The organism is Embleya sp. NBC_00888 (assembly GCF_045207655.1).
Classification (GTDB): Bacteria; Actinomycetota; Actinomycetes; order Streptomycetales; family Streptomycetaceae; genus Embleya.
Genome location: NZ_CP108785.1, coordinates 2,724,441 through 2,747,943, shown reverse-complemented (window position 1 = coordinate 2,747,943; position 23,503 = coordinate 2,724,441). Strand labels below are relative to the sequence as shown.

Sequence of the window (23,503 nt, the reverse complement as noted above, 5' to 3'; positions counted from 1 at the left end):
CCTCACGCCTCCCGGACCACCGGCCAGGGGTGCGCCCGCAGCCCCGCCGCCAACGTCAGCGTGACCGTGATCGACGCGCCGGCCAGCACCGTGATCGCCGTGGTCGGCGACGTCACCTGGGCGATCCCGCCCGCGATCGAGGCGCCGATCCCCTGCATCGCGACCATCCCCGACGAGTGCAGTCCCAACGCCTGCCCGCTCAACTCGTCCGGCGTCATCGCCATCAGGCGTTCCTGGAACAGCAGGCTCGCCGAATACCCGATCGACGCGAGCGCGACCACGGCCGCCGCGAGTGGCAGCGGCGGGTGCGCCGCGAACAGCAGGTACGGCGTGGCCAGCAGCAGCAACATCGGCGGCCCGAGCCGGCGCCGCCACGGCCCCGGGACGAAGCGCCCGCCCAGCACGTCCCCGGCGAGCATCCCCAGCGCCGCGAACGCGAACAGCAGGCCCGCGTGGTCGGGCGCGAGCGGGATGAACAGCGACTCGCAGCCGACGATCAGGCCGTTGGGCACCCACAGGGCGAGGTACACGTACCGGCGCGGCTTGACCGACCACAGCAGCGTGTTGTTGCGCCAGGTCTCGGCCGGCGACGGCCGTCCGGCCGCGCGCGGCGGTCGCCGGACCAGGCCGAACCGGGCCACCAGGGCGGCGAGCAGGTACAACCCGGCGGCCACCACGAGCGTGCCGCGCGCGGACAGCGCGCCGACCAGGACCGCGCCGAGCGAGAAGCCGACGATCTGGAGCGTCCCGTTGCTCATGTTGAGCACCGATCGCCCGAGCAGAAACCCGTCCCTGGGCAGGATCTCGTTGAGCAGGCCGTAGCGCACGCCCCCGCCCACCGCGGCCACCGCACCCTCGGCCAACACGATGACGAACACCGCCCACAGCGGCAGCGCGGGGATCGCCAGCGCGGCGGTGCCCGACGCGAAGATCAGCCCGATCACCGTCATCGCGGCCCGCGGCGGCAACCGGTCCGCCGCCGACATCAGCGTCGTCGCCCCGATCACCTGCGCGAGCGAGCCGCCGAACATCCCCAGCGCGGCCAGCAACGGCGAGCCGGTCCGGTCGTAGACCAGCGTGCCCAGGGCCAGGGCGCTCACCGTGGTGGCGGCGACGTGCGCGGAGGAGACGGCGAACAGCGGGGTGTACTCCGGTGCTTCGAACAACTCGCGATAGGTGCGCATGGCGAGAGCCTCCGGCCCGGCGGGCCGCGGACGTTAGTGTTTCGCCGGGAGGCGAAACCATGGGGTGGTGGCAGGTCGACGCGGACACCCTCGCGGGCAGCCGCTTCACGGTGTCGCCACTGGCCGAGGTGACCGCGACGCTGAAGACCCTGGAACGGGGGACGGCCGCGCATCCGGGCGAGCGGGCCTGGCTGAACGCGCACCTGCCCGCCTATCGCGCCCGGCTGGCCGAGGACCCGATCACGGCAACGTTGTTGCGGATCGGCTTCGGCGGCACCTGGAACGCGGACTTCCTCACGCCGCCGCCCCCGTCGGCGGGGGAGCGGGCCTTCGTCGCGCAACCGGCCCTCGTCGCGGGATCGGCCTTCGCCGCGGAACTGGCCGGGATCCGCGGCACGTCCGGTGCCGCGGCCCGGGCGGACCTGGAGGTGTCGATGGGCGGCCCGCTACCCGCCGCCCTGCACCGATCCGACCTCGCCGAACGCGCCGCGGACATCCTGGACTGGGTCTGGGCTCGGGTGGTCCGGCCGGACTGGCCACGCCGACGGCGGATCATCGAGGCCGACATCGTCGCGCGTACCGGCCAACTGAGCCGAGGCGGCTGGGCCGCGGCCCTGGAAGACCTGCGCCCGGGCATGCGCTGGCTGGGCGCGAGCCGGTTGCGCATCAACGCGTACGACTACCCGCCCCGCGAACTCGGCGGCGCCCGCCTGTCGTTCGTGCCGGTCACCGCCGGGCGCGGCTGGGTGGCCTGGGCGGAGGCCCGCCACTACGCGGTGATCTACCCCTGCTCGGGCACACTGGCCGATCCCCACCACAGCGCCGTCCCCGACCCGCTGGCCCGCCTGCTCGGCCCGGCCCGCGCCGGTGTCCTGACCCGCCTGGACACCCCCAAGAGCACCACCCAACTGGTCGCGCTCACCGGTCAGGGCCTGGGCTCCGTGGGCCGCCACCTCAAAGTCCTCCTGGACGCCCACCTCATCCTCCGCCGCCGCTCCGGCCGCTCCGTCCTGTACTACCGCTCACCCACGGGCGAGTCCCTGATCACGGCCCAGACACCGACCGAAGACGCGCTTCAGAACCACTGCGACCAGCCGAAGGTGAAGCGATAGGCCCGGCGCCCCGCCTCCGATCCCCGGATGCCTCGGACGAGCACGGCCGTCAGCGTCAGCACGAACAGCGTGGCGAAGGCGGCGACCACCAGGGCCCCGACGACGAGGCCCCCGACGAAGGCCGCGACCACACCGGCCACGAGTACCAGGCCCAGGCCGAAGTGCGCGTCGCGCGTGTCGGCGCGGAAGACCTCACGCAACGCACCGCGCGACGCCCGCATGTCCCGGTCGTACCGCTCCCGCGCCGCCACCGGGTCGGCCTCGGGTCCCTCGGGCCACTGCTGCCGCATCGCGTCGTCTCCCGGCTCGACCGAACCGAAGCCTACGGCGACCTTCCTGCCGGGGCGAGACCCGAACCGCCGACCGCCGACCGCGCGATGGTGCGCGGGGCCGTACCCGATGGGCCACGATGACCGGATGAGGACCGAACCCGTCACGCCGTTGTCGCCGCGCGGCATCCCGCACGTGCTGCTCACCCAGCGCTGGAGCGAACTCACCTTCGTGCACTGGGCCGTGCCGCCCGAGGCGGTCGCCCCGCTGCTTCCGGAGGGGACCCGGCCGGACGTTCTGGACGGCGTGACCTATGTCGGCCTCGTGCCGTTTCGCATGGTGGGCGTCGGCTTCCTGCGGCTGCCGGCAGTGCCGTGGCTGGGCACCTTCCCGGAGACCAACGTGCGGCTGTACTCGGTGGACACGGCCGGCCGGCGCGGCGTCGTGTTCCGCTCGTTGGAAGCCGCCCGCCTGGTGCCGGTCCTGACCGCCCGGGCCACGCTGCGCCTGCCCTACCGGTGGGCCCGGATGCGGATCGACCACACCGGGGACCGGGTGCGCTACACGACCCGGCGACATCGCTCGGAGGGCGCGCCGAGAGGCGGCACGGTCGAGGTCCGGGTCGGCGCACCGGTGAGCGACCCCAGCCCGCTCGAACACTTCGTCACCGCCCGCTGGGGCCTGCACACCCGAGTCGCCGGACGCACCCTCTACCTGCCCAACGCACACCCGCGATGGCCGCTCCGCCGCGCCGAGTTGCTGCATCTCGACGACGACCTGGTCGCAGCCGCCGGCCTGCCGCAGGTCGGCGGCAAGCCGGACAGCGTGCTCTACTCACCCGGCGTCCCGGTCCGCTTCGGCCCACCCCTCCCGGTCGACGACGATCCCGGCGGGCAACCCGGCTGAGGCGCTCCCGGGACCGGCCGACGCCCGGCGGCGCGCACGATCGCGATCACCGCCGGCCGACTGCCGGTCACCTCGGCTGGTGGTTACCTCGGCCGCCGGCGATCCCGCGCCCGGCACCGACCCCTGCACACGGTCGGCACCACCGGCCACACGATCACACCCACCTCGACACTCCACTCGAGCCGGGACGTGTCGGAGTGCGGACGAACAACGCGAACGGATCGCTCATACGATCGATCCCCCCAAGGCACCGACCCCACGCCGGTCACCTCCGAGCCGCCGACCCCACGTCGGCCGCCCCACCGCCCCCACCCCACGAACCCGGCGCCCCACCCCACGAACTCGTCGCGCCCCACCACGGTCGCGACGACCCGGGCACGGACTACCCGGCCATCCCCTTCCGCAGTCGGTCCACGTCCTCGAGGTCCTTGGCCCGCCGCGGACGATGCGGCATCCACGTGGGCGTCATCAGCTTTATCTCTATTTGCGCCTCGGGCGAGATGATCGGACAGGACAGCCCGGCCAACTTGCCCGGCGGGCCGTCCAGCATTCCCTCCGGCCACCGGGAGCCCGCCCACGGTCCGCCGGCCACGATCACGTGACCGTCGGGATCGCGGGCCAGGAAGGCGAATCCCAACTCCACGGCACCCGTCGTGTAATCGAGTTGTTGCTCGGCGGGAGCACGAGGCAAACGAACGAATCCACGCGCGGAGAACGCGGCGGTGAGTGCCGGGGCGTCCTGGGCCCACGCGAACCAATCCACGTCCGCGTGTTCCCGGGTTGTCCGGCCCAGGAAGAAGTCCATTGCCCATCCGCCACGCAACCAGACCTCTATACCCAACTCCCGGGCCAGGTCCTGGATTTCGACGATCAGTGCGAGCTGCCGGTCGGCATCCGACGACACAGTCATGGGTTTACCGTAGGGCTCCCGCACCCGGCGCCGGCACGGTCCGACCACGACGTCATCCACCCGTGACCGAAAACGACCCTACGCCGACCCCGAGTCGAACAGCGGCCTCATCGACTCCCGGCCGGCCCGCGCGGATCGATCGGGGCCAGGACCCCGAGCCGGTCCTCGATCGCCTGTGCGGCGAGCAGGCACAGGTCCTCCCGAAACGCGCGCCCGACGATCTGCACGCCGGTCGGGAGCCCCTCGACCACCCCGGTCGGCACGGCCACGCCGGGTACGCCCACGAAGCTGGTCGCCGTACACAGCCGCATCCCCGAGGCGACCCGGTCCCGCCCGGCCCGATCACGCGACTCCAGTCCCGGTTCGACCGGCGGTTCGGTGAACGAGGGGCCGAGCAACAGCGGGTACTCGTCCAGGAACTCGGCCCACGAGCGGCGGATGTTCAGCCAGGTTCCGCTCAGCCGCACCAACTCGTCCGCGCCGACCGGCGGGGTCCGCTCCATCGCCATCGCGATGTACCGATCGCCGCCCTCGCCGAGCAGCGTGCGCACCATCGGCCAGCTCGGCGCGAACTCGGTCACGGTGATCCGGCCGTACGCCTCCAGCGCCTCGTCCAGCCTCGGCACGTCCGCCACTTCGCGTACGTCGTACCCGGCGTCGCGCAGCGCGGCGGCGGCGGTCTCCACGGCCGCGCGCACCGTCGGATGCACCCCGTGCCCGCCCGGATCGCCCACCACCGCGACCTTGACCGGACCGGGGAGCGGTTCGCCGTACGCCGGCACCGGCATCGCCCGCGGGTCGCGCGGATCGGCCCCGACCAGCACCTCGTACACCAGTCGCAGATCGCCCACGGTGCGCGCGAACGGGCCGTCGGTGACCAGCAGTTGGGACGCCGGGCCGGGGTCGTCCGGGCCGAACGCGCGATGATCCGCGGCGAACCGGCCGGTGGACGGCTTGAGCGCGGCCACGCCGCAGAACTGGGCAGGCACCCGCAGCGACCCGCCCGAGTCGTTGCCGAGTCCGAGCGCGGCCATACCGGTGGCCACCGCCACCGCGTCCCCGCCGCTGGTGCCGCCCGGCGTGCGCTCGCGATCCCAGGGGTTGACCGTGTCGCCGAACAACTCGCTGCGCGTGTGCATCCCGGCCAGGATCAGCGTCGGAATGTTGGCGTGTCCGATCGGGATGGCACCGGCCGCGCGCAGCCGGGCCACCGGAGGCGCGTCGGACGGCGCCACCAGGTCGCGAAAGCGCGGCACGCCGAAGGTGGTCGGCACGCCCTCGACGGCGGTGGTCTCCTTGACCGTGAACGGCACGCCCGCGAGCGGACCCGGCGTCGCACCGGCGGCCCGCCGGCGATCCGTGTGCGCCGCCGCCTCGCGGGCGCGCTCGGCCATGACCTGGGTGACCGCGTTCACCTGCGGATTCACCTCGGCGATCCGCTCCAGATGGCTGTCCACCACCTCGATGGCCGAGACCTCCCCATCGCGCACCGCCGCCGCCAGCGCGGCGGCGGACATCCTCCACAGGGCATCCCGCATGGTGCGCACTCCTCTCCGTCCACGTTCCGATGCACTTGCATCGGAACTGTAGCCCGGGAATCGATACGAGCGCATCGGATAAAGTCGCTGCGCACGAACGAGCGTCGCGCGGCCGGCCGCGAACGGGCGACGCGCCGACCGCGAATCGGCGGCGCGTGCGTCGCGAACGAGTCGACCGGACCGTGAACGAACGCCGGGACACGGAAAGGCAACCGGACATGCCCAAACAGGTGGACCACGCGAGCCGGCGCAGGCAGATCGCGGAGGCCGTGTGCTCCCTCGCCGACGAACGCGGCCTGGAAGGGGTGACCCTGCGCGACGTCGCCGCCCGGGCACAGGTGTCGATGGGCGCCGTCCAGCGCTGCTTCGCCACCAAGGAGGAGATGCTGGTGTTCGCGCTCGGGCAGATCGGCGAACGCATCGGCGAACGGATCCGGGCCCGACTGGTCGCCGGCCCGGCCCAGTCGGCCGGCACCGAACTGGGCCACGCGGTCACCGAGATCGCGCTGTTGGACGAGGAGCACCGGGCCGAGGCCAGGGTCTGGCTGGCCTTCGTCGCCCAGGCGGCCGTCAGCGACGCGCTCGCCGGACCGCTGACGGCGAGCTACGCGGCGCTCCAAGCGGCGTTCACCCACCTCGTCACGGCAGCCGCCGCCGACCACGCCCACATCGCCGACCACACCGCCGGAGCCGATGTCGCCGACCGCGCGGCACCGCTGGACGCCCAGCGCGAGGCACGCACCCTGCTCGCCCTCGCGGACGGGCTCACCACCCACGTCCTGATCGGTCATCTCACCCCGGACCAGGCTCGGGAGGTCCTGCACACCCACCTGGAAAACCTCTGGCACCGCCCGCCCGGGATCGGTTGAGCCACCGTCGCGGCCCCTGCTTCGCTCGCTACCCCCGACCGGCTTCGCAGGAGAGCCCGTGCGTGCGCCGATACGCGTGAAGCTCCGCCGCCGTGGGCGGGTTCGCGCCCGCTCGGGAGCAGGTGAGGGCCGCGACCACCGACGCGTCCGCGAGCAGCGTGCCGAGCGTCGTCGGGTCGAGGCCGCGAATGCCGGCGGGGTCCAGCAGATCCCGGCGACGCAGCGCGTCCAGGAGGCCTGCCGTGTACGCGTCGCCCGCGCCGACCGTGTCCACCACCCGCACCGGTCGGGCCGGCGCCGTCGCATCGCCCGCTCGGCACACCCCGTACGAGCCCTCGGCACCGCGCGTGACCACCACCAGGCTCGGACCCAACGCCCGCCAGGCATCCGCCGCCGCGACGAAGTCCCGCCCGGGATAAAGCCATTCGAGGTCCTCGTCGCTGACCTTGACCACATCCGACAGGGCCACCAGCGACTCGATCCGGGTCCGGGCCCGCTCCGGATCACCCATCAGGGAGGGCCGGCAGTTCGGGTCGTAGGAGACCACCGTCCTCCCGCTCGCGTGCTCGGCCGCCAGCACCCGCCGCACGGCGTCCGCGCCGGGAGCGAGCGTCGCCGCGATCGAACCGGTGTGTACGCACCGGGTCGTGGCCGGAACGTGGATCGGCTCCGGCAGCTCCCAGGCGATGTCGAAGGTGTAGGTCGCCGCACCCGCCGCGTCCAGATCGGCGCGCGCCACGCTCGTTCGACCCGCGTGCGCGCTGCCGGGCGCGACCTCGACCGTGCTCGCGGCCAGGTGCGCGGCGAGCAACGCGCCGTGCGGGTCCCTCCCGTGGCGGGTGATCAGGTGGACCGGCACGCCGAGCCGGCTCAGGCCCACCGCGACGTTGGCCGGACTGCCCCCGGGGTGGGCGAGCGGTTCGCCGCCCCGCACGGACACGAGGTCGATCAGCGCCTCGCCGATCACGGTGATCACGGGTGGGTCCTCCCGGCTGAGCCGTCGTTGTGGTGGGTGATTCGGCGACCGGCCTCGACCGGCCGGGCGTCGGTGGACGTGCGGTCGGTCACGGACCGACCTCGCCCGAGCCGCGGGGGATCAGGCGGGTGCGCATGTGGATGTGTTGTACCGGCGTCGCGTCACCCGCCAGCCGGCGGAACAGCAGGTGCGCGGCGGCCTGACCGATGCCGAACGGGTCCTGGGCGACCACCGTCACGGCGGGCACGAGCATGTCGGCGAGTTCGAAGTCGTCGAAACCGACCAGGGCGGGTTGCACCGGGGACCGGCGGATCTCGCGCACGGTCTCCACCGTGAAACGGCTGTTGCCGCAGAAGACCGCCGTGGCCGGATCCGCGCCGCCGAGCATCGCGCGCAACCACACGCGCAGTTCCTCGCCGTACGGCGGCCCGTTGTAGACCAGGCGCGGATCGAGTTCGACGCCCGCCTCGGTCAACGCCTCGCGGTAGCCGCGCAGTCGTTCGTGCGCGGTGAAGATCTCCAGGCGGTCGCCGATGAACGCGATCCGCCGATGGCCGTGCCGGATCAGGTGCTCGACGCCGTTCCTGGCACCGCCGACGTTGTCGACCAGTACGGTGTCCGCCTCGATGTCGCCCGGCGGGCGGTCGACGAACACGCACACCATCCCGGCCTCGATCTCCGGCAACAGGTACGTGTGGCTGCCGCTGGCCGGAACCACGATCAGTCCGTCCACGCGGCGCGCGCACAGGGCCAGCACGAGATCGCGCTCCTTGTCCGGATCCTCCGCGGACGACGCGCTGAACAACACCGTGCCGTGCTGATGTGCGATGTCCTGGATGGACCGGGTCAGCGCGGAGGAGAACGGGTCCGCGGCGTCCTCCAGGACCAGGCCGATGCTGGAGGTGTGTCCCGAGCGGAGCTGCGCCGCGCTGTCGTTGCGGCGGAACCCGGTCTGCGCGACGGCCGCCCACACCGCCTGCTGCTTCACGGCGCTGACGTTCGGCTCACCGTTGATCACTCGCGAGACGGTCTTGATGCCGACGCCGGCGATGGCGGCCACGTCCTTCATCGTGGAGCGCCCGCGCCCGCGCGGTCGCTCCGGTGTCGTGGGGCCGGCCATCGGGGTCCTACCTTTCGAGCGGCCGGGCTCGTGCCCGGCACCCATGGTGCGTTGCTCGTGGAAAGAGGAAAAGCGGGGAAGTGGGGGAGCGGGGAGATGCGAGGGGCGGGGTATCGGGGTCGGGCGGCGGGCAGTGGCAGTGGGCGATGAAGGCGGTCGTCGGCTCAGCGGGTGGCTCGGCGCAGCGCCTCGGCGATGGTCGGAGCGGACCGCAGCCGAGGCAGCAGGGTGGCCTGGACGGCGTGGTACGCGTCGGGTTTCCCCTGCCAGACGGTGGCCGAGGGCCGCGCGTCGGCGTCGAGTTCGTGATGCCAGCTGCCGTGCTTGCGGTCCAGGAACACGGCGTCGGCATGCTCCCACCACGCTCGGTACCAGTCATCGTAGTCGGCGACCCCGGTGGCCCGACGCAGCGCCGCCGCGGCCGCGATGGCCTCGGCCAGGACCCAGTGCATGCGGGTACGGACGACCGGTTGCCCGGCCCAGTCGAGCGTGTACACGAACCCGGGCCGACCGTCCGCGTGTCCGCCCTCGCGTACCGCGGCGGCGAACAGGTCGACCGCGTCGGTGCGCAGCCACCCGGGCGGATCCGGCAGCGAGTCGGCCAGGGAGAGCAGCAGCCGGGACCACTCGAACCAGTGCCCGACGGTCGCGCCGTAGGGGCGGAACGGGTCGGCGGGGCGCTCGCGGTGGTACTCGCGGCGCGGCGTCCAGTCCGTGTCGAAGTGTTCGATCAGCCGCCATCGGTTGGCGCGGGCGTGGTCGTGGACGACGCGTTCGGCGATGCGCAGGGCGCGGGTACGCCACTTGTGCTCGCCGGTGGCGTCGGCGGCGGCCAGGAACGCCTCGACGGCGTGCATGTTGCTGTTGGCGCCCCGGTACGGCTCGCCGGTGGTCCAGGCCCGATCCCAGGATTCGGCGCAGGCACCCCGGTCGGCCTCCCAGAACCGGCGTTCGACCAGGTCCAGGGCCTCGGCGAGCAGGGCGGGCGCGTCCCGATGGCCGGCGGCACACGCGCTCGCGGCGGCCAGGACGACGAACGCGTGGTCGTACATGCGCTTGCCGTCGAGGCGTTCGGCGTCGAGTACGGGCCGCCCGGATCGGGTCACCACCGGATGCCAGCCGCCGTGCTCGTGGTCGTGCAGCAGCTCGGTCAACGCGGTGAGACCGTGCGCCACCAGCTCCGCCGCCTCGCGGGCATCGACATCGGCATCGCCGGCCGTCCCTCCCGGCGGACCGCCGGCGAGCAGCTCGGCCGCACCCGCACCGTCCTCGAACGACCGCCCACCGAACGGTCCCGACCCGAAAGCCCCGCTCACGAACCCGTCCGCGGCGAACCCATCCGCCGCGAACCTCTCGGCCGCGCGCTCATCGGCGGCGAACTCGTCGCCCCCGTACCCCACTTCGCCGAGACCCGCGCTCCCGACCCGCCCCCTCCCGCGGCTGTCCGCCGCGTTCCCCCAGCCCTGACTCTCCCCGGCCGCGTGCCCACCGCCCGAGCCCCTCTCGGCCGAAGAACCCGAAGTCACCCCGCCGGTCTCGCCCACGCCCGCCCCACCGTCCCGGCGAAGCTGCGCCAGCGCGAACACATGCGTCATCCGTGCCGTCACCCACGTGTGCACGACCCCGTCCGCGACCGGCCTGCCGATGTCGTCGAGCCACCCGAAGCCGCCTTCGGCCAACCGCGAGCCCCGGGCGAATCGGATCAGTCGATCGCACTCCGCGTCGAGCCAGGCCACGTGTTCGGGGGAGTCCCCCAGGGGTTCAGCCGCCATATGCCGCACGCTCCCTCTGACATCGTTGTCAGACGGACCGTACTCGGCTCCCCGCAAGCTGTCGATACGCCGACCCCAACCAACCCTCGATCAACCCCCAGTCATCGCACGAGCGGCCCATGGTGTGCCCCATCTCGGGGGCAATCGCCGTAATCCCCACCAGAACAACGGGAGATGCGAGTCACATCCAAGGTCGCCGAAACTCTTGACACCTGCCGGTGAGGCCAGCACTGTACTGACACCGTTGTCAGACGGTGGATCGCACCAACTCCCCCTCGTCCCCGTCCTGACACACGTGCGAACTCGCGGCGCCCCCGGTCCCGGCCGAGACGGCTCGTGCGGAACAACCCGACAATCCGAAGGAGTTGGGCACGTGCAACCCCTGATCGAAGGCCGCGGCCTGGTCAAGCGGTACGGCCAGGTGCAGGCCCTGCGCGGCGCCGACTTCACCGTCTTCCCGGCCGAGGTCGTCGCGTTGATCGGTGACAACGGCGCGGGCAAGAGCACCCTGACCAAGGCGCTCGCCGGCACCGAACATCCGGACGCCGGCCAAATTCTCTTCGAGGGCCGCCCGGTCACCATGCAACGACCAACGGACGCCCAGGAGTTGGGCATCGAAACGGTCTACCAGGACCTCGCCCTGGCGCCCGACCTGGACGGCCCGGCCAATCTCTTCCTCGGCCGCGAACTGCTGCGCAAGGGCTTGGCCGGACGCCTGGGGGTGCTGGACAAGGCCGCGATGCGCGCGCGAGCGGTCGAGGCGTTCGCCCGGCTCGGCGTCGAATTGCAGGACGTGGACGCCCCGATCGGGACACTCTCCGGCGGCCAGCGGCAGAGCGTGGCCATCGCCCGCGCGGTCGCCTGGGCGGACAAGGTGATCTTCATGGACGAGCCCACCGCGGCGCTCGGCGTCCTGCAGCGCGGCCGGGTGATGGACGTGATCCGCCGGGTCCGGGACAGCGGCATCGCGGTCGTGCTGATCAGCCACAACATGCCCGAGGTGCTGTCGGTCGCGGACCGCGTCGAGGTGCTGCGCCTGGGTCGTCGGGTGGCGAGCTTCACCGCGGCGGACACGACGGTGGAGGAACTCGTCGGCGCGATGACCGGCGCACTGGACGGACTCGACACGCAAGGAGCGCCGGTATGAATCTCGACAAGACGGCCACCCCACCGGGTCATCCGGAACCGGACAAGGACCGGCGCGACGAGCGGCCCGAGGGCCGGGACGAGGGGCGGCCCGAGGCGCGGCCCGACGAACGGCGCGAGGAACACGGCGAGGACGCCCCCCGGGGTCCGGGATCCGCGTTGCGCGCCGCGATCTGGCGCCGGCTCGCCCGCACCAACTCGTGGTGGACCTTCCTGGTCCTGATGGTGTTGGTGACCGCCTTCTCCATCATGCGGCCCGAGGAGTTCCCGACCACCTTCAACCTGCGCAACGTGGCCACCGACGCCGCGGTGCTGCTGATCGTCGGCGTCGGCATGACCTTCGTGATCATCATGGCCGGCATCGACCTCTCGGTCGGCTCGGTCCTGGTGTTCTCCGGCGTCGCGGCGGCCAAGACGATGACCGCCGTCGCCGGCGCGGACGCCGGCTGGGGCGCGATCCTGCTGGGCGTGCTCGCCGGTCTCGCCGCCGGCGCCGCCTGGGGTGCGTTCAACGGCTTCCTGATCGCCAAGGCCCGAGTGCCCGCGCTGATCGTCACGCTCGGCAGCCTGGGCATGGCGCTCGGCCTGGCCCAGGTGATGACGGAGGGTCAGGACGTCCGGGGCGTACCCACCCGATTCACCGACACGATCGGCAACGGCAGATTCCTGGGCATCCCCTGGCTGGTGGTGATCGCCCTGGTGGTCACCGCGCTCGGCGCGCTCACGCTGGCCACCACGCGGTTCGGCCGACGCACCTACGCGGTCGGCTCCAACGCCGAGGCGGCCCGCCGCGCCGGCATCGGCGTCGACGGGCACATGATCAAGGTGTACGCCCTGTCGGGCACGCTGGCCGGTCTCGCCGGTGTGCTCTCCCTCGCCCGCTTCACCACCACCACGATCGGCGGCCACGCCAACGACTCGCTCGGCGCCATCGCGGCCGTCGTGCTCGGCGGCACCAGCCTGTTCGGCGGCGTCGGCACCGTGGTCGGCACGCTGATCGGCGTGTTCATCCCCGCCATCCTGCAGAACGGCTTCGTCATCCTCGGCGTACAGCCGTTCTGGCAGAGCGTCGCGGTCGGTGCCGTGCTGATCGCCGCCGTGTACGCCGACCAGTTGCGCCGCCGCGGCCGGCAACGCCGCTGACCGCGCGGGCCGTTCGTCCGGAGCACCCGGTCCGGACGCCCCCGCTCGACCCGCCGGCCGTCCGGGCCCATCGCCCGGCCACGGCTGCCGGTCCCCGGCTGCCCGCCGCCCGGTCCCACCCTCGCTTCGCCCCACCACCGCCAGGAGGCACTGCCCGATGAAGACACCGACGTACGTCGCCGTGACCATCGCCCTGACCGCGGCCGTCACCCTCGGCGGGTGCGGCAGCGACAGCGGTTCCGGGGGCGGGCGCAAGATCACCTTTATCCAGGGCGTCAAGGGCGACGAGTTCTACATCTCGATGGCCTGCGGTGCGCAGCAGAAGGCCAAGGAACTCGGCGTGAAGCTCGATGTGACCGGCGCGGACAAGTGGGACGCGTCGCTGCAGACCCCCGTCGTCAACGCCGTCGCGGCCAAGCGCCCGGACGCGGTGCTCATCGCGCCGACCGACACCCAGGCCCTGCGGCAACCCGAACAACAGCTCAAGTCCCGGGGCACGAAGGTGATCGAGGTGGACACCAAGCTCGACGACGGCTCGATCCGGGAGACCTCGATCTCCTCCGACAACGAACGCGGCGGCATGCTCGCCGCGCAGACCCTGGCCAATCTGGTCCAGGACCGCGGCACGGTCGCGGCGATCAGCGTCAAGCCCGGCATCTCCACCACGGACGCGCGGCTCAAGGGCTTCGAGACCGAGATCAAGAAGCATCCCGGCATCACCTACCTCGGCGTGCAGTACAACGACGACGATCCGGCCAAGGCCGCCTCGATCGTCACCTCGACGATCGCCTCGCACCGCGACCTGGTCGGCGTCTTCGCCGCCAACGTGTTCAGCGGCGAGGGCGCGGCCACCGGCATCGAGCAGGCCGGCAAGGCCGGTCAGGTCAAACTGGTCGCCTTCGACGCCACGCCCAAGCAGGTCGAGGCGATGCGCAAGGGATCCATCCAGGGCCTGATCGCGCAGAAGCCGTTCGACATCGGTTCGCAGGGCGTCGAGCAGGCCGTCGCCGCACTGGACAAGAAGTCGGTCCCCAAGGCCATCTCCACCGACCTGGTCGCGGTCACCAAGGAGAACATGGACCAGCCCGACGTGAGCAAGTACCTCTACAAGGGCGCCTGTTGAGCCCTGACACCTGGTCCGGAGGATCCGCGCGCGGCGCGCGCGGTCCCACCCGGCCCGGCGTCCGGCCCCGGCCCCTCCGGGGCCGGACGTGTGTGCGATCGGCCGCGAGGCGGCCTCGGACCGAGCGATCCGAACACGGCCGAGCGGTCCGAGCACGGCCGGCCGCGAGCGCACGCGGGCGGGCGGCGGCACCTGGTGTCGCCGCCCGCCGTGAACCGCTGCTCCTGATGGCCTACTTGATCATCGTGGTGAGGGGCTGCTTGTCCTCACGCTCGATGATGCACGCGGCCTGGCGGCTGCCGTGCTTCCACGCGTCCATGTCCAGCGGATACGTGAACGAGAAGGTGATCTTGGGCGACGCGGGCTGCCGGTCGACGATGGGGCCGACGTACTGCTCGCACAGTTCGCTGACCTTGTCCTCGTAGCCGGGCGTCTCCGGGGTCACCGTCGCCGGCAGGTCGAACGCCTTGCCGACCTGGCCGTTGTGCGGCTTGGTGCACGGCACATCGGTGGTCTTGGCACCGTCCTGGTTGATGCACTGACCGGTCTTGTAGGTGAAGGCGTCGATGACATCGGCCGAGGACGAGGCGCTGCCGGACGGCTTCGTGGTGCCGCCGGGCTTGCCGGTCGAGGTGGCCTTCTCCGTGGATGATGCGGTCGAAGTGACGACAGGGGCCTTGCTGCCCTTGTCGTCCTTGTCGTCGCCGAGACAGCCGGAAAGCAGGGCGGTGGCGGCGAAGACTCCGGCCACGGCCGGCGCGATCGCGCGCAGGCGGTGGGAGGTGGGCATGTGGGACACAACCTTTCGCTTTGGGACGCCCAAGATCCTGTCGCGATCCCTCACCGAAACGTTGAGGGAAATGGTGCTTGATTCTTCGCCGAATCGATGCGATCAAGCCCCTCGCCGTTCACCACCGACCGCTCTCGCCTGCGATCCGTTCGCATTCTCGTACGCCGGCGTCGTCCGCGCCAGACCCGAGCGGGCGGATCGTGCCCCGCCCGGCGCCGGGATCCGCCGCACGGCCACCCCGATCACCTGATGGCGGTGCACGAAGCCGTACGCGCGTGAGTCCCAACTGGCGGCGGGGTTGTCGCCCAGCACGACCACGGCGCCGGTGGGCACCACGTCCGCGGCCACGTCGCGCAGGATCGGGAACCGGTCCCGGGGGATCGGGTCGCCCGCCACGGCCACCGCGCGTTTGATCATCAGCCGGCCCTCGGGCGCCGGGTCCAGGTCGGTGCGCTCCGGGATCGCGGCCAACTCCTCGGGACCGAACCCGCTGATCTCCGGGGGCAGTCCGGCCAGCAACGGCGGGTTCGGGACGCGCACGACCACAACCTGACCGGCGCGCACCCGACCGGTGCGGCGCACCAGCAGGCGGTCCCCGGGGGACAACGTGGGTTCCATGCTCGGGCCCCGGACCGTGGCCACCAGGTAGCGCCGCTGCATCCATACCAGGCTCGCGCCGCCCAGGCCGGCGGCGGCGGCCCCGGCCAGCGCCATGCGTCGCGTGTTCACTTCGCCTCCTGATAGCCGGCCGCCTGGAGTCGGAACAGGCTCGCGTAGCGGCCGTCGTGGTCGAGCAGTACGTCGTGCGGGCCCTGTTCGACGATTCGGCCGCCGTCCAGGACCACGATCAGGTCGGCGTCGCGCACCGCGCCGAGTCGATGCGAGATGAGCAGGCTGGTGCGGCCCTCGCGGTATTCGCGCATCCGGGCGTGCACCTCGTGCTCGGCCTGCGGATCCAGTCCCGAACTGGGCTCGTCCAGGATCATCAGGTCCCGCCCGGCGCGCACGAACGCCCTTGCCAGGGCCAGGCGTTGCCACTGGCCGCCGGAGAGCACCACGCCGGTGTCCGGGTCCTCCTTGTCCGCCTCGCTGAAGAACATCCGGGTCAGCAGCGTGTCATAGCCGCGCGGCAGCGCGACGAGCCGCTCGTGGATACCCGCCCGTTCGGCGGCGGCCTCGATCCGGGGCCGGTCCCGCAGGCTGTCCGGGTCGCCGAGGGCGATGTTCTCGGCGGCGCTCATGTCGTACTTCATGTGGTCCTGGAAGACCGCGCTGATCCGCGCCCGCAGTTCGGCGGGCGGGATGTCGCGCAGGTCCACGCCGTCCCAGGTGATCCGCCCCCGGGTCGGGTCGTACATCCGGCACAACAGCTTGACCAGCGTGCTCTTGCCCGCGCCGTTGAGGCCCACCAGCGCGACCGCCTGCCCGTGCGGGATGCGCAGGTCGACGCCGCCGAGCACCCAGGGGTGGTCGTCGCTGTAGCGGAACCACACGTCGTGGAACTCGACGCCGACTCCGGGCCGCACCGCCGCCGGCGTCTCGGTCGCCGAGGGCAGGTCGGGTTCGGCGCGGGCGATCGCGACGAAGTGGGTCAGGCCCAGGAGTTGCCCGTGGGCGGAGGCGATCGAGGAGACCAGGGTGTCCAACGCGGCCTGGATCCCGGCCAGCGCGGCGACGAACATCACCACGTCGCCGACGGTGAGGGTGCCGCGCCGGGCGGCGTCGGCGGCCCACCACAGGCCGACGCCGGCCACTGCGGCGCCGAGCGCGCCCAGCAGGCCCTGGGTGGCGAACTCGCGCAGGTCCATTCGGCGTTCGGCGTCGTTGGCGCGGTTGCGCTCCAGCACCATCCGGGCGCGCAGCACCGATCCGATGCCGAACAGGCGGATCTCCGAGGCCGCCTGAACGCCCGTCAGCAGGCCGCTGTAGAAGAACTCGCGGCGATGCACCTGCTCGTTGTCCCACTGCATCGTGGCCCGCAGCCGGGACAACCGCAGTTCGGCGATCAGCACCGGGACACCGGCGACCAGCACGAGCGCGGTCATGGTGGGACTCAGGATCAGCAGCGAGGCGACGAAGCCGAACAGGGTGAGCGTGCCCTGGAGCGTGCTGCCGACACCGTTGACCAGGACGCCGAAGTTGGCGGTGCTCTGCTGGGCCAGCCGCAGCCGGTCCAGGAACGCCGGATCCTCGAACCGGCGCAACCCGACCTGGCGTTCGGCCGCGCCGAAGAGTCGGTCCGTGGCCAGCACGCCGGTGGCCCGGCCGACCTGGGCGCGCAGATAGCGCCCCAGTCCCGGCAGCACGGTCGCGACCAGTCCGGTCAGTGCCAGCGCCAGTGCCGGGCCCGCGATCGAGCCGTGCCGCTCGGCCAACCGGTCGATGACCAGCTTGGTCAGCCACGCGGTGGCGATCGGTACGCCGGCCGCGCCGATGGTGACCGCCAGCGATCCGGCCGCCTGACCGGGCGCGGCGCGTACGGTCAGCGCGGCCGCCTCGCGGGTGGCCGCGGCCACCTCGCGCGCGGGTATCCGTGGGCTCACGCGCGTGCTTCGCTGGGCAGGTCGCTCATCCGACCACCACCGGCCACCACCCGCCGATCGTCGCCGAGCAGGTACACGGCGGGCGTCCAGGTGTTGTGGAACGCCGCCTGGACCGCGCCGTCGAAGTCCTCGGTCACCACGCGGGCCACCGGGGCGAGCGTGGCGATCAGGTCGGCGTCCTCGCCCGCGACCACCGCCAGGACCTCGCCGCGGGCCATCGTGCGGGCCTGGTCGGCGAACAGGGGCGCGAGCGTGTGGCAGGGCTCGCAGTGCGCCGAGAAGAACCCGACCAGGCCGCGCACGTCGGCGTCGGAGACCTGCTCGCCGTCGATGGTGCGCGCGGTGAACATCTCCGCGCGCGACCCGGGAGGCAGTTCGGTCCCCGGACCGCCCGGCCGAGTCGTGCCCGGGTGCGGATCGTTCGACGGCTCGTTCAGGCGGCGGATGACGCCGAGCGTGAGCAGCAGATTGACCGCCGCGACCAGGCCGATCAGGACGACGGCGGCGACAAGAAAGGGCATCAGGCATTCCTCGCGAACAGGTCGACGATGTCGTCGAGCGTGATGATCAGGAGCGCGCCGACCAGACCGCCGACGCCGGCCACGGCACTGCCGGCGATCGGCGGCAGGACGTCACCGGAGGTGGCCGGCCCGGACGCGAGGACGCCGCCGAGGGCGGCGGCCAGGAGCACGCCGTTGCGGGCCAGATGGCGCACTCCCAGCGGGGCGTCCGAGGCGCCGAAGCAGCGACAGGAGGAGCGGCGGCCGCGCCGCAACGCGGTGCCGATCGCGGCGGTGAAGGCGATCAGCAGCACGCCCGCGATCGCGAAGCCCGCGCCGCGCAGCGGCGGGATCGCGACCAGCACCGGTACCGAGGTCTCCGCCGCGACCACCACGACCGCGACCGGCTCGGCCCGCCGCGCGGGCATCGGCACCAGACGCGGCACCGACGCGACGAAGCCGGCGAAATCGCGGAACTTCGAGATCGCCGAGGCGGCGAATACCAGGCCGACCAGACAAGCGCAGCCCACATATATATATCCCATGGGCACCCTCTCTTTATGGCGCGCGGAAACGGCGGGCGGCGAAATCATCGCCGCCCGCCGTCGAGTCGGGCAGGATCGTTCAACACATTCCGGTGATCCGCGTGCGCAAATTCGTCGAATCGGTGGTGACGAAGATGCGCGCGGTGCCACGTCGGAGGCAGTTGTCGATGCGATCCGTGGGACCTCGGCCTTGTGGGCCGTGCGTCCCGGCATTGACGGCAATAAATCCCGCGGTGAGTAATTGCCACGAGGAATTCTGCGGGAGAGGAATCGGCCCCGAGGGACGTCGCGGGCGGGGAAGTCCACCCGCCCGCGACGGGTTTCACTCGGTCCCGGTCAGCAGGTGCCGATCCTGACGTAGGTGCAGCCCTCGTCCAGACAGCACTGCCGCAGCCACTTCACATGGTTCTGGCAGTACGTGTAGTTCGAGCAACCGGCGTCGACCGTGACCTTTTGGGCCACTCGGTTCAGCAGACGATCAGCGAGACGCATCATGACGTCTCCTCTCCCGGCCGGGTGGGCCGTATGGATTGGTAATTGGATTATTGCCAGTCCCGCTTTTTATTGGCAAGACCCAAAACACCAACGATCGGAGATGATCAAGGAATGCTTTGTCCGGCCAATTTGCGCACTGCAAAACAGCCGCGAATCGAGCCCATCCGCCGAATCCGACGGATGGGCTCGAAATGCCACCTTCCGGTCCCGGTACGACACGTGCCGATGTCGCGAAAAGGCGCGCGGGCACGGATACGGCGTGCTTACGGGACGAGATGGGCGAAAACCACGACGTTGCCGGAATAGTGGGTCTTCCTGGAGTAGGTGCCGCCGCAGGTGAGCAGCCGCAGTTCCGGCCGGGACGCGTCGCCGAAGACGCGCGCGGTGGGGAAGTCGTCCCGGGCGAACGCCTCCACCCCGTCCACCACGAAGGCCGCGACGCTGCCGTCCTCGCGGTCGATCTCGATCCTGGAGTCGCGCGGGAGCGCGCCGAGCGGGTAGAAGACCGCGGGTCCGGCGGCGGTGTCCACATGGCCGACGATCGAGGCGGTGCCCTTCTGCCCCGGCGTGACCCCGCCCTCGTACCAGCCGGCCAGATTGCGATCGTCGCGCGCGGGCACGTCGATGCCGCCGGCCTTGTCCAGGCCGACCCGGGTCAGCGGGGCGGAGATGCCCAACTCGGGGATCCGGATCCGGATCGGGGTCGACGCGCGCATCGGCGGCGCCTCGGCCGGCACGGCCGGCGGAGTAGGCGGAGTTGGCGGGGCGGGTGTGTCGGGCACGCCGGGCGCCGCGGGATCGGCCGGCGGCATCGGCGACGCGATCGGCACCGCCGCGGCGGCGGGCGGACGCGGCGGCGGCGCGGCGGTGTGGTACCCGGCGTACAGCAGCCCCGAGCCGCCGATCGCCAGCACGCCGGAGGCCGCCGCCCAGAGCAGGCGGCGGCCACCGGGTCGGTGCGGCCGATCCGCGGCACTCGCGGGTGCCTCGGGAGCGGAACGGGTCATCGGTCAGGCGAGGTTCGAGGCCCGGCGGCGGAGCGCGACGAAGCCGGTGCCGGTCGCGCCCGCGATGACCAGACCACCCACCGCCAGCAGCGCGGGGTCGCGCTCCTGGGTGCCGCCGAAGCCGGCCGTGGACGCCGCGACCGGCGCACTGCCCATCACGTGCAGGCTGCCGATCAGCTCCTGGCCCTCACCACAGACCACCTTGACCTCGTAGTCGCCGGTGGCCACATCCTTGATGGTGGCCTGACCCTTGACCTCCTCGCCCTCACGGGTGAGCGTGACCATGGCGGTGAACGCGTCCGAGGAAGCGGTCGCCGTGTTCGCGGTGCAGTGCTTGTCGTCCGACAACAGCACCGTGTCGCCGGGGCGACCGGAGTCGGCCTGCATCGGCGTGGCGGCGAACGCCGAACCTGCGGAACCGCATACGGTGAGACCGACGATCGTGCCGACGACTGCGAGACGGGCACAGCGCATTTCGTCCTCCAATGGACATGCGGAACCGAACCCGACAGACCGGGTTCCAGGGGAAGTCCCGCTACAAGGAACGTAAAAAGCCGCCCCACCCCCCGCCACCGGTGGCCGCCGAACGGTGGATCACGCCGGGCGTCGGAGTGGACCGGCCCCGGCCGGGGGTTTACCGCCGCCCCCGCTCACCGCCGCCCCGCCCCGACTCGTCGCCGCCGTCTCACCGCCGCCGCCCACCTGCCGGGCCGCCATCACCGCGACGTCGTCCTCCACCGGCGGCACCACCAGCCGGTCCAGGATCGTGTCCACCAGCGACTCCAACGGCGCCCCCGGTTCGATCCGCAGCGCCGCCAACCGCTCCAGCGACACGTCGATGTCCTCGTCCCGCCGCTCCACCAGCCCGTCGGTGTACAGGACCAGCACACTGCCCGGCGCATCCGGCCGAACCTGGGCCGCGTACCCGCCGCACCCGGTGCCCAGCGGCGGACCGGTGGGCAGGTCGAGCAGCCGGGTCGCGCCGTCGGCCGCGACCAGCAGCGGCGGCAGATGCCCGGCGTTCGCGTACGTGGACACCCCCGCGTGCGGATCCTTCAGCACCAGCAGACACGTGGCGACCCGCTCCAGCCCGGCCTCCTCGCCCATCCGGTCGGCCCGCGTCAGGATCTCCTCCGGGGACAGCCCGCCGGCCGCCAACACCCGCAGCAGCGCCCGGTAATGGCTCATGTCCACCGCGGCCTGCACACCGTGCCCCATCACGTCGCCGACCGCGAGCAGGGTGCGCCCGTGCGGCAGCGCGATCGCGTCGAACCAGTCGCCGCCGACCTCCACGCTGCGCCCGGCGGGCAGATAGCGGGTGGCCAGCTCGATGTCCGGGTGCGGCGCCTTGGGCCGGGCCAGCAGGGCGCGCTGCAGGGCGAGCGCGACGCTGTGCTCGCGCGAGTACCGCCGCGCGTTGTCCACACACGTGGCGGCGCGGTACGCGAGGTCGCGGGCCATCTCCACGTCGTCCTGGGTGAACGGCGACGAGTCGCCGGCGCGGACCAGGCTGAGCGTGCCGATCGTCTCGCCGCGCGCGATCAGCGGCACCATCATCGCCGAGTGCATGCCCGCCGCGCGGTAGACCGCCACCCGGGACGCGTCCGGCGCGGTTGCCCGCAACGCCTCGTCCGAGGGCCGGTTGTCCACCACCGTGCACCCGGTCAGCACCACCCGCGCCACGTCCGCGCCCGGCTGGTAGTCGATGTGCTCGCCGGGCCCGCCCAGGACGGCGCTCAGGTAGCGCAGCCGCGGGATCGAGGTCCAGGCGGCCCGACGCAGCCGCACGGTGTCCGGCTCCGGACGCGGCCGGCCGACCTCCTGGTCCGGATCGGCCGGTTCCAACAACTCGACGCCGACCACGTCCGCGAGCACCGGGACCAGCAGGTCGACCAGCTCGCGGCACGTGGTGTCGGTGTCCAGCGTGGTGCCGATCTCCAGCGCGGCCCGATCCAGCAGCGCGAGCCGCCGATGCGCCTGGTCCAGCGCGAGCTGGGTGCGCCGGGAGGCGGTGGTCTCCATCAGGATGCCGACGACGCCGAACACGCCGTTCTCGTCGTCGAGCCGGTGATAGGCCGCGTGCCACCACCGGGTCTGCCGCGCGCCCGCCACGGTGCTGACGCCGGTGACGGTCGCCTCGCGCGCGATCCCGTCGGCGAGCACCGCGCGCAGCACGTCCCGGGGCACCTCCAGCCCGGGGAACCCCTCGGCGAGGTCGCGCCCGACGTGCTCGTGCGCCGGCCGCCCGTCGATCCGGGCCAGCGCCGGATTGACGTACACGTGGCGCAGGTGCGGGTCGAGGATGCCGATCGGGGCGGAGGTCTCCTCCAACACCCGGTGGAACAGCCGCAGCCGGGCGGCCACCGACAGACGCGAGTCCGCGCCGAGCAGTCCGCCCACGTCGAACTCGTCGTCCGCCGGGTCGACGTCCTTGTGCAAGCCGGGTACCTCCTCACCACCACTGCCACCACCGTCGCGGACCGCCGGGTCCGGGACGCCTCGCGCGCCGCGCTCGGGCGGGCGGGCCGGTTCAGCCGGTCGGCACGCCCGGTGGCTCGGCGAGCGCGGCCAGGTCCACGTGCAGCAGTCCGCACGCGCGCAGCGCGCCGCCCACCCGGGCCAGGTCGGCGCCCGCCGAGACCGGTACGACGGTGCGCACCCGGGGATCGCCGGTACGGGCGAACGGGCCCAGCACCTCGCGGGCCCCGGCCTCCACGAACACCTCGATCCCGCGTTCGCGCAACGTGGTCAGCGCGGTGCGATAGCGAACCGGATGCCGCAACTGGCCCACCACCCCGTCGCGCAACTCGCGCTCGTCCGCGTAGTCGCGCCCGAGCAGTGGTGAGAGCACCGGATAGCGCGGGGTCCGGAACTCGATGTCGGCCCCCAGTCGGCGCCACTCGCCGGCCGCCGACTCGCGCAACCGGTTGTGGAAGAGCGTGCGGACGGTCAACGGCTTGGCGGCCACCGCCTTGCGCTCGGCCAACGCGGCGAACGTGGCCAGCGATTCGTCCGGGCCGGAGACCACGGTGTGCTCGGCCGAGTTGTCACAGGCCAGGTCCAGGCCCGGCAACTGGGCCGAGCACAGCAGTTCGAGCGTGTGCCCCGGCGCGAGGCGCAGGGTGAGCAGGCCGGCGGGGTCGGTGGTATGCAGCGTGCAGGCCGCCGCCCGGGCCAGATACAGCCGGGCGCCGTCGCCGGCCGTGTACACCCCGGCCGCCGCCAGCGCCGCCATCTCGCCCAGGCTGTGCCCGAGCAGCACGTCGGGGCGCACCCCGAAATCGCCCTCGAGCAGTCGGAACGCGGCCAGCGCGCCGGCGTAGATGGCCAGGTGCAGGGACAACTCGTGCCGATCCATCAACTCGTGCGCGTCCGGCGCCTTGGGATCGAGGAGCAGGCGCGACGGCGGCAGTGTGGCGCGATCACCGACCGCGTCGTCGACCTCGGCCAGGGTGTCGCGGACGACGGGCCGATCCTGGAGCCGGCGCAGTGCGCCCGGCACATAGGAGCCAACGCCGGGCATGATGATCGCGGTGCGTGGCACGCTCACGGAG

At 72.5% G+C, this 23,503-nt stretch carries 24 protein-coding genes; 7 read left to right on the top strand and 17 right to left on the bottom strand.

Annotation, left to right across the window (positions count from 1 at the left end; all coding sequences use genetic code 11):
* Positions 1–2 precede the first annotated feature (2 nt).
* Positions 3–1,184: an MFS transporter gene (locus tag OG948_RS46375; protein ID WP_331771042.1), complete on the bottom strand. Its 1,182-nt coding sequence runs from the start codon at positions 1,182–1,184 to the stop codon at positions 3–5.
* A gap of 59 nt (positions 1,185–1,243) precedes the next feature.
* Here OG948_RS46375 and OG948_RS46370 point away from each other — a divergent pair, with 59 nt between their 5' ends.
* Positions 1,244–2,296 carry a winged helix-turn-helix domain-containing protein gene (locus OG948_RS46370; RefSeq protein ID WP_331771041.1) on the top strand — a complete coding sequence of 351 codons (1,053 nt, stop codon included), beginning with the start codon at positions 1,244–1,246 and terminating at the stop codon, positions 2,294–2,296.
* Here OG948_RS46370 and OG948_RS46365 read toward each other — a convergent pair.
* Positions 2,260–2,586 carry a hypothetical protein gene (locus tag OG948_RS46365; protein ID WP_331771040.1) on the bottom strand — a complete coding sequence of 109 codons (327 nt, stop codon included), beginning with the start codon at positions 2,584–2,586 and terminating at the stop codon, positions 2,260–2,262. The two genes, OG948_RS46370 and OG948_RS46365, sit on opposite strands and share 37 nt — an antisense overlap.
* Before the next feature lie 127 nt (positions 2,587–2,713).
* On the opposite strand from OG948_RS46365, the gene OG948_RS46360 reads away from it, so the two are divergent.
* Positions 2,714–3,472 (top strand): DUF2071 domain-containing protein, encoded by a 759-nt coding sequence (locus tag OG948_RS46360; protein WP_331771039.1) that lies wholly within the window; start codon positions 2,714–2,716, stop codon positions 3,470–3,472.
* 382 nt (positions 3,473–3,854) lie between these two features.
* Here the strand turns inward: OG948_RS46360 and OG948_RS46355 are convergent, their stop codons facing one another.
* Positions 3,855–4,382 (bottom strand): nucleotidyltransferase domain-containing protein, encoded by a 528-nt coding sequence (locus OG948_RS46355; protein ID WP_331771038.1) that lies wholly within the window; start codon positions 4,380–4,382, stop codon positions 3,855–3,857.
* Positions 4,383–4,489: 107 nt separating this feature from the next.
* On the bottom strand, positions 4,490–5,920 hold the full coding sequence (locus OG948_RS46350; protein WP_331771037.1) for an amidase: 1,431 nt from the start codon (positions 5,918–5,920) through the stop codon (positions 4,490–4,492).
* A 218-nt stretch (positions 5,921–6,138) separates the two neighbouring features.
* Between OG948_RS46350 and OG948_RS46345 the strand changes: the two genes are divergently transcribed.
* Complete coding sequence (locus OG948_RS46345; protein WP_331771036.1) at positions 6,139–6,789, top strand: TetR/AcrR family transcriptional regulator; 651 nt, start codon at positions 6,139–6,141, stop codon at positions 6,787–6,789.
* A gap of 28 nt (positions 6,790–6,817) precedes the next feature.
* On the opposite strand, the gene OG948_RS46340 is transcribed toward OG948_RS46345, so the two are convergent.
* From OG948_RS46340 to OG948_RS46330, 3 genes are all read right to left on the bottom strand, one after another.
* Positions 6,818–7,765, bottom strand: coding sequence for a carbohydrate kinase (locus OG948_RS46340; RefSeq protein WP_331771035.1), 948 nt, complete (start codon positions 7,763–7,765; stop codon positions 6,818–6,820).
* A gap of 88 nt (positions 7,766–7,853) precedes the next feature.
* Entirely contained in the window at positions 7,854–8,885 is a 1,032-nt protein-coding gene (locus tag OG948_RS46335) for a LacI family DNA-binding transcriptional regulator (RefSeq protein ID WP_331771034.1), read from the bottom strand.
* Between the two features lie 164 nt (positions 8,886–9,049).
* Entirely contained in the window at positions 9,050–10,657 is a 1,608-nt protein-coding gene (locus OG948_RS46330; protein WP_331771033.1) for an AGE family epimerase/isomerase, read from the bottom strand.
* 373 nt (positions 10,658–11,030) lie between these two features.
* On the opposite strand from OG948_RS46330, the gene OG948_RS46325 reads away from it, so the two are divergent.
* The 3 genes from OG948_RS46325 to OG948_RS46315 all read left to right on the top strand — a co-directional run bounded on the left by OG948_RS46325 (position 11,031) and on the right by OG948_RS46315 (position 14,069).
* Entirely contained in the window at positions 11,031–11,804 is a 774-nt protein-coding gene (locus OG948_RS46325; RefSeq protein WP_331771032.1) for an ATP-binding cassette domain-containing protein, read from the top strand.
* Complete coding sequence (locus tag OG948_RS46320; protein ID WP_331771031.1) at positions 11,801–12,946, top strand: ABC transporter permease; 1,146 nt, start codon at positions 11,801–11,803, stop codon at positions 12,944–12,946. Before OG948_RS46325 ends, OG948_RS46320 begins: the two co-directional genes overlap by 4 nt.
* A 157-nt stretch (positions 12,947–13,103) precedes the next feature.
* Positions 13,104–14,069, top strand: a complete 966-nt coding sequence (locus OG948_RS46315; protein WP_331771030.1) for an ABC transporter substrate-binding protein — start codon at positions 13,104–13,106, stop codon at positions 14,067–14,069.
* A 232-nt stretch (positions 14,070–14,301) separates the two neighbouring features.
* On the opposite strand, the gene OG948_RS46310 is transcribed toward OG948_RS46315, so the two are convergent.
* The 5 genes from OG948_RS46310 to OG948_RS46290 all read right to left on the bottom strand — a co-directional run bounded on the left by OG948_RS46310 (position 14,302) and on the right by OG948_RS46290 (position 18,447).
* On the bottom strand, positions 14,302–14,859 hold the full coding sequence (locus OG948_RS46310; RefSeq protein ID WP_331771029.1) for a septum formation family protein: 558 nt from the start codon (positions 14,857–14,859) through the stop codon (positions 14,302–14,304).
* 102 nt (positions 14,860–14,961) lie between these two features.
* Positions 14,962–15,588, bottom strand: a complete 627-nt coding sequence (locus tag OG948_RS46305) for a S26 family signal peptidase (protein WP_331771028.1) — start codon at positions 15,586–15,588, stop codon at positions 14,962–14,964.
* Positions 15,585–17,402, bottom strand: a complete 1,818-nt coding sequence (locus OG948_RS46300; protein ID WP_331771027.1) for an ABC transporter ATP-binding protein — start codon at positions 17,400–17,402, stop codon at positions 15,585–15,587. The genes OG948_RS46305 and OG948_RS46300 overlap by 4 nt, the downstream gene beginning before the upstream one ends.
* Positions 17,399–17,923 (bottom strand): hypothetical protein, encoded by a 525-nt coding sequence (locus tag OG948_RS46295; protein ID WP_331771026.1) that lies wholly within the window; start codon positions 17,921–17,923, stop codon positions 17,399–17,401. The genes OG948_RS46300 and OG948_RS46295 overlap by 4 nt, the downstream gene beginning before the upstream one ends.
* A complete protein-coding gene (locus tag OG948_RS46290) occupies positions 17,923–18,447 on the bottom strand; it encodes a MauE/DoxX family redox-associated membrane protein (RefSeq protein ID WP_331771025.1) in 525 nt (174 codons plus the stop codon). The genes OG948_RS46295 and OG948_RS46290 overlap by 1 nt, the downstream gene beginning before the upstream one ends.
* On the opposite strand from OG948_RS46290, the gene OG948_RS46285 reads away from it, so the two are divergent.
* The gene (locus OG948_RS46285) at positions 18,446–18,688 is read left to right on the top strand and encodes a hypothetical protein (RefSeq protein WP_406300644.1); all 243 of its coding nucleotides are present in this window, start codon (positions 18,446–18,448) and stop codon (positions 18,686–18,688) included. The two genes, OG948_RS46290 and OG948_RS46285, sit on opposite strands and share 2 nt — an antisense overlap.
* Positions 18,689–18,783: 95 nt before the next feature.
* On the opposite strand, the gene OG948_RS46280 is transcribed toward OG948_RS46285, so the two are convergent.
* From OG948_RS46280 to OG948_RS46260, 5 genes are all read right to left on the bottom strand, one after another.
* A complete protein-coding gene (locus OG948_RS46280; protein WP_331771024.1) occupies positions 18,784–18,942 on the bottom strand; it encodes a hypothetical protein in 159 nt (52 codons plus the stop codon).
* Positions 18,943–19,205: 263 nt separating this feature from the next.
* Positions 19,206–19,949: a class F sortase gene (locus OG948_RS46275; RefSeq protein WP_331771023.1), complete on the bottom strand. Its 744-nt coding sequence runs from the start codon at positions 19,947–19,949 to the stop codon at positions 19,206–19,208.
* 3 nt (positions 19,950–19,952) lie between these two features.
* Positions 19,953–20,423: a hypothetical protein gene (locus OG948_RS46270; RefSeq protein WP_331771022.1), complete on the bottom strand. Its 471-nt coding sequence runs from the start codon at positions 20,421–20,423 to the stop codon at positions 19,953–19,955.
* 120 nt (positions 20,424–20,543) lie between these two features.
* Complete coding sequence (locus tag OG948_RS46265) at positions 20,544–22,388, bottom strand: SpoIIE family protein phosphatase (protein ID WP_331771021.1); 1,845 nt, start codon at positions 22,386–22,388, stop codon at positions 20,544–20,546.
* A 91-nt stretch (positions 22,389–22,479) separates the two neighbouring features.
* The gene (locus tag OG948_RS46260; protein ID WP_331771020.1) at positions 22,480–23,499 is read right to left on the bottom strand and encodes an acyltransferase domain-containing protein; all 1,020 of its coding nucleotides are present in this window, start codon (positions 23,497–23,499) and stop codon (positions 22,480–22,482) included.
* Positions 23,500–23,503 lie beyond the last annotated feature (4 nt).

Bases quoted from the DNA above. Each gene is read 5' to 3' on its own strand.
- OG948_RS46375 (WP_331771042.1), bottom strand. From the start codon at position 1,184: ATGCGCACCTATCGCGAGTTGTTCGAAGCACCGGAGTACACCCCGCTG.
- OG948_RS46370 (WP_331771041.1), top strand. From the start codon at position 1,244: ATGGGGTGGTGGCAGGTCGACGCGGACACCCTCGCGGGCAGCCGCTTC.
- OG948_RS46365 (WP_331771040.1), bottom strand. From the start codon at position 2,586: ATGCGGCAGCAGTGGCCCGAGGGACCCGAGGCCGACCCGGTGGCGGCG.
- OG948_RS46360 (WP_331771039.1), top strand. From the start codon at position 2,714: ATGAGGACCGAACCCGTCACGCCGTTGTCGCCGCGCGGCATCCCGCAC.
- OG948_RS46355 (WP_331771038.1), bottom strand. From the start codon at position 4,382: ATGACTGTGTCGTCGGATGCCGACCGGCAGCTCGCACTGATCGTCGAA.
- OG948_RS46350 (WP_331771037.1), bottom strand. From the start codon at position 5,920: ATGCGGGATGCCCTGTGGAGGATGTCCGCCGCCGCGCTGGCGGCGGCG.
- OG948_RS46345 (WP_331771036.1), top strand. From the start codon at position 6,139: ATGCCCAAACAGGTGGACCACGCGAGCCGGCGCAGGCAGATCGCGGAG.
- OG948_RS46335 (WP_331771034.1), bottom strand. From the start codon at position 8,885: ATGGCCGGCCCCACGACACCGGAGCGACCGCGCGGGCGCGGGCGCTCC.
- OG948_RS46330 (WP_331771033.1), bottom strand. From the start codon at position 10,657: ATGGCGGCTGAACCCCTGGGGGACTCCCCCGAACACGTGGCCTGGCTC.
- OG948_RS46320 (WP_331771031.1), top strand. From the start codon at position 11,801: ATGAATCTCGACAAGACGGCCACCCCACCGGGTCATCCGGAACCGGAC.
- OG948_RS46315 (WP_331771030.1), top strand. From the start codon at position 13,104: ATGAAGACACCGACGTACGTCGCCGTGACCATCGCCCTGACCGCGGCC.
- OG948_RS46310 (WP_331771029.1), bottom strand. From the start codon at position 14,859: ATGCCCACCTCCCACCGCCTGCGCGCGATCGCGCCGGCCGTGGCCGGA.
- OG948_RS46295 (WP_331771026.1), bottom strand. From the start codon at position 17,923: ATGCCCTTTCTTGTCGCCGCCGTCGTCCTGATCGGCCTGGTCGCGGCG.
- OG948_RS46285 (WP_406300644.1), top strand. From the start codon at position 18,446: ATGGGCACCCTCTCTTTATGGCGCGCGGAAACGGCGGGCGGCGAAATC.
- OG948_RS46290 (WP_331771025.1), bottom strand. From the start codon at position 18,447: ATGGGATATATATATGTGGGCTGCGCTTGTCTGGTCGGCCTGGTATTC.
- OG948_RS46280 (WP_331771024.1), bottom strand. From the start codon at position 18,942: ATGATGCGTCTCGCTGATCGTCTGCTGAACCGAGTGGCCCAAAAGGTC.
- OG948_RS46275 (WP_331771023.1), bottom strand. From the start codon at position 19,949: ATGACCCGTTCCGCTCCCGAGGCACCCGCGAGTGCCGCGGATCGGCCG.
- OG948_RS46270 (WP_331771022.1), bottom strand. From the start codon at position 20,423: ATGCGCTGTGCCCGTCTCGCAGTCGTCGGCACGATCGTCGGTCTCACC.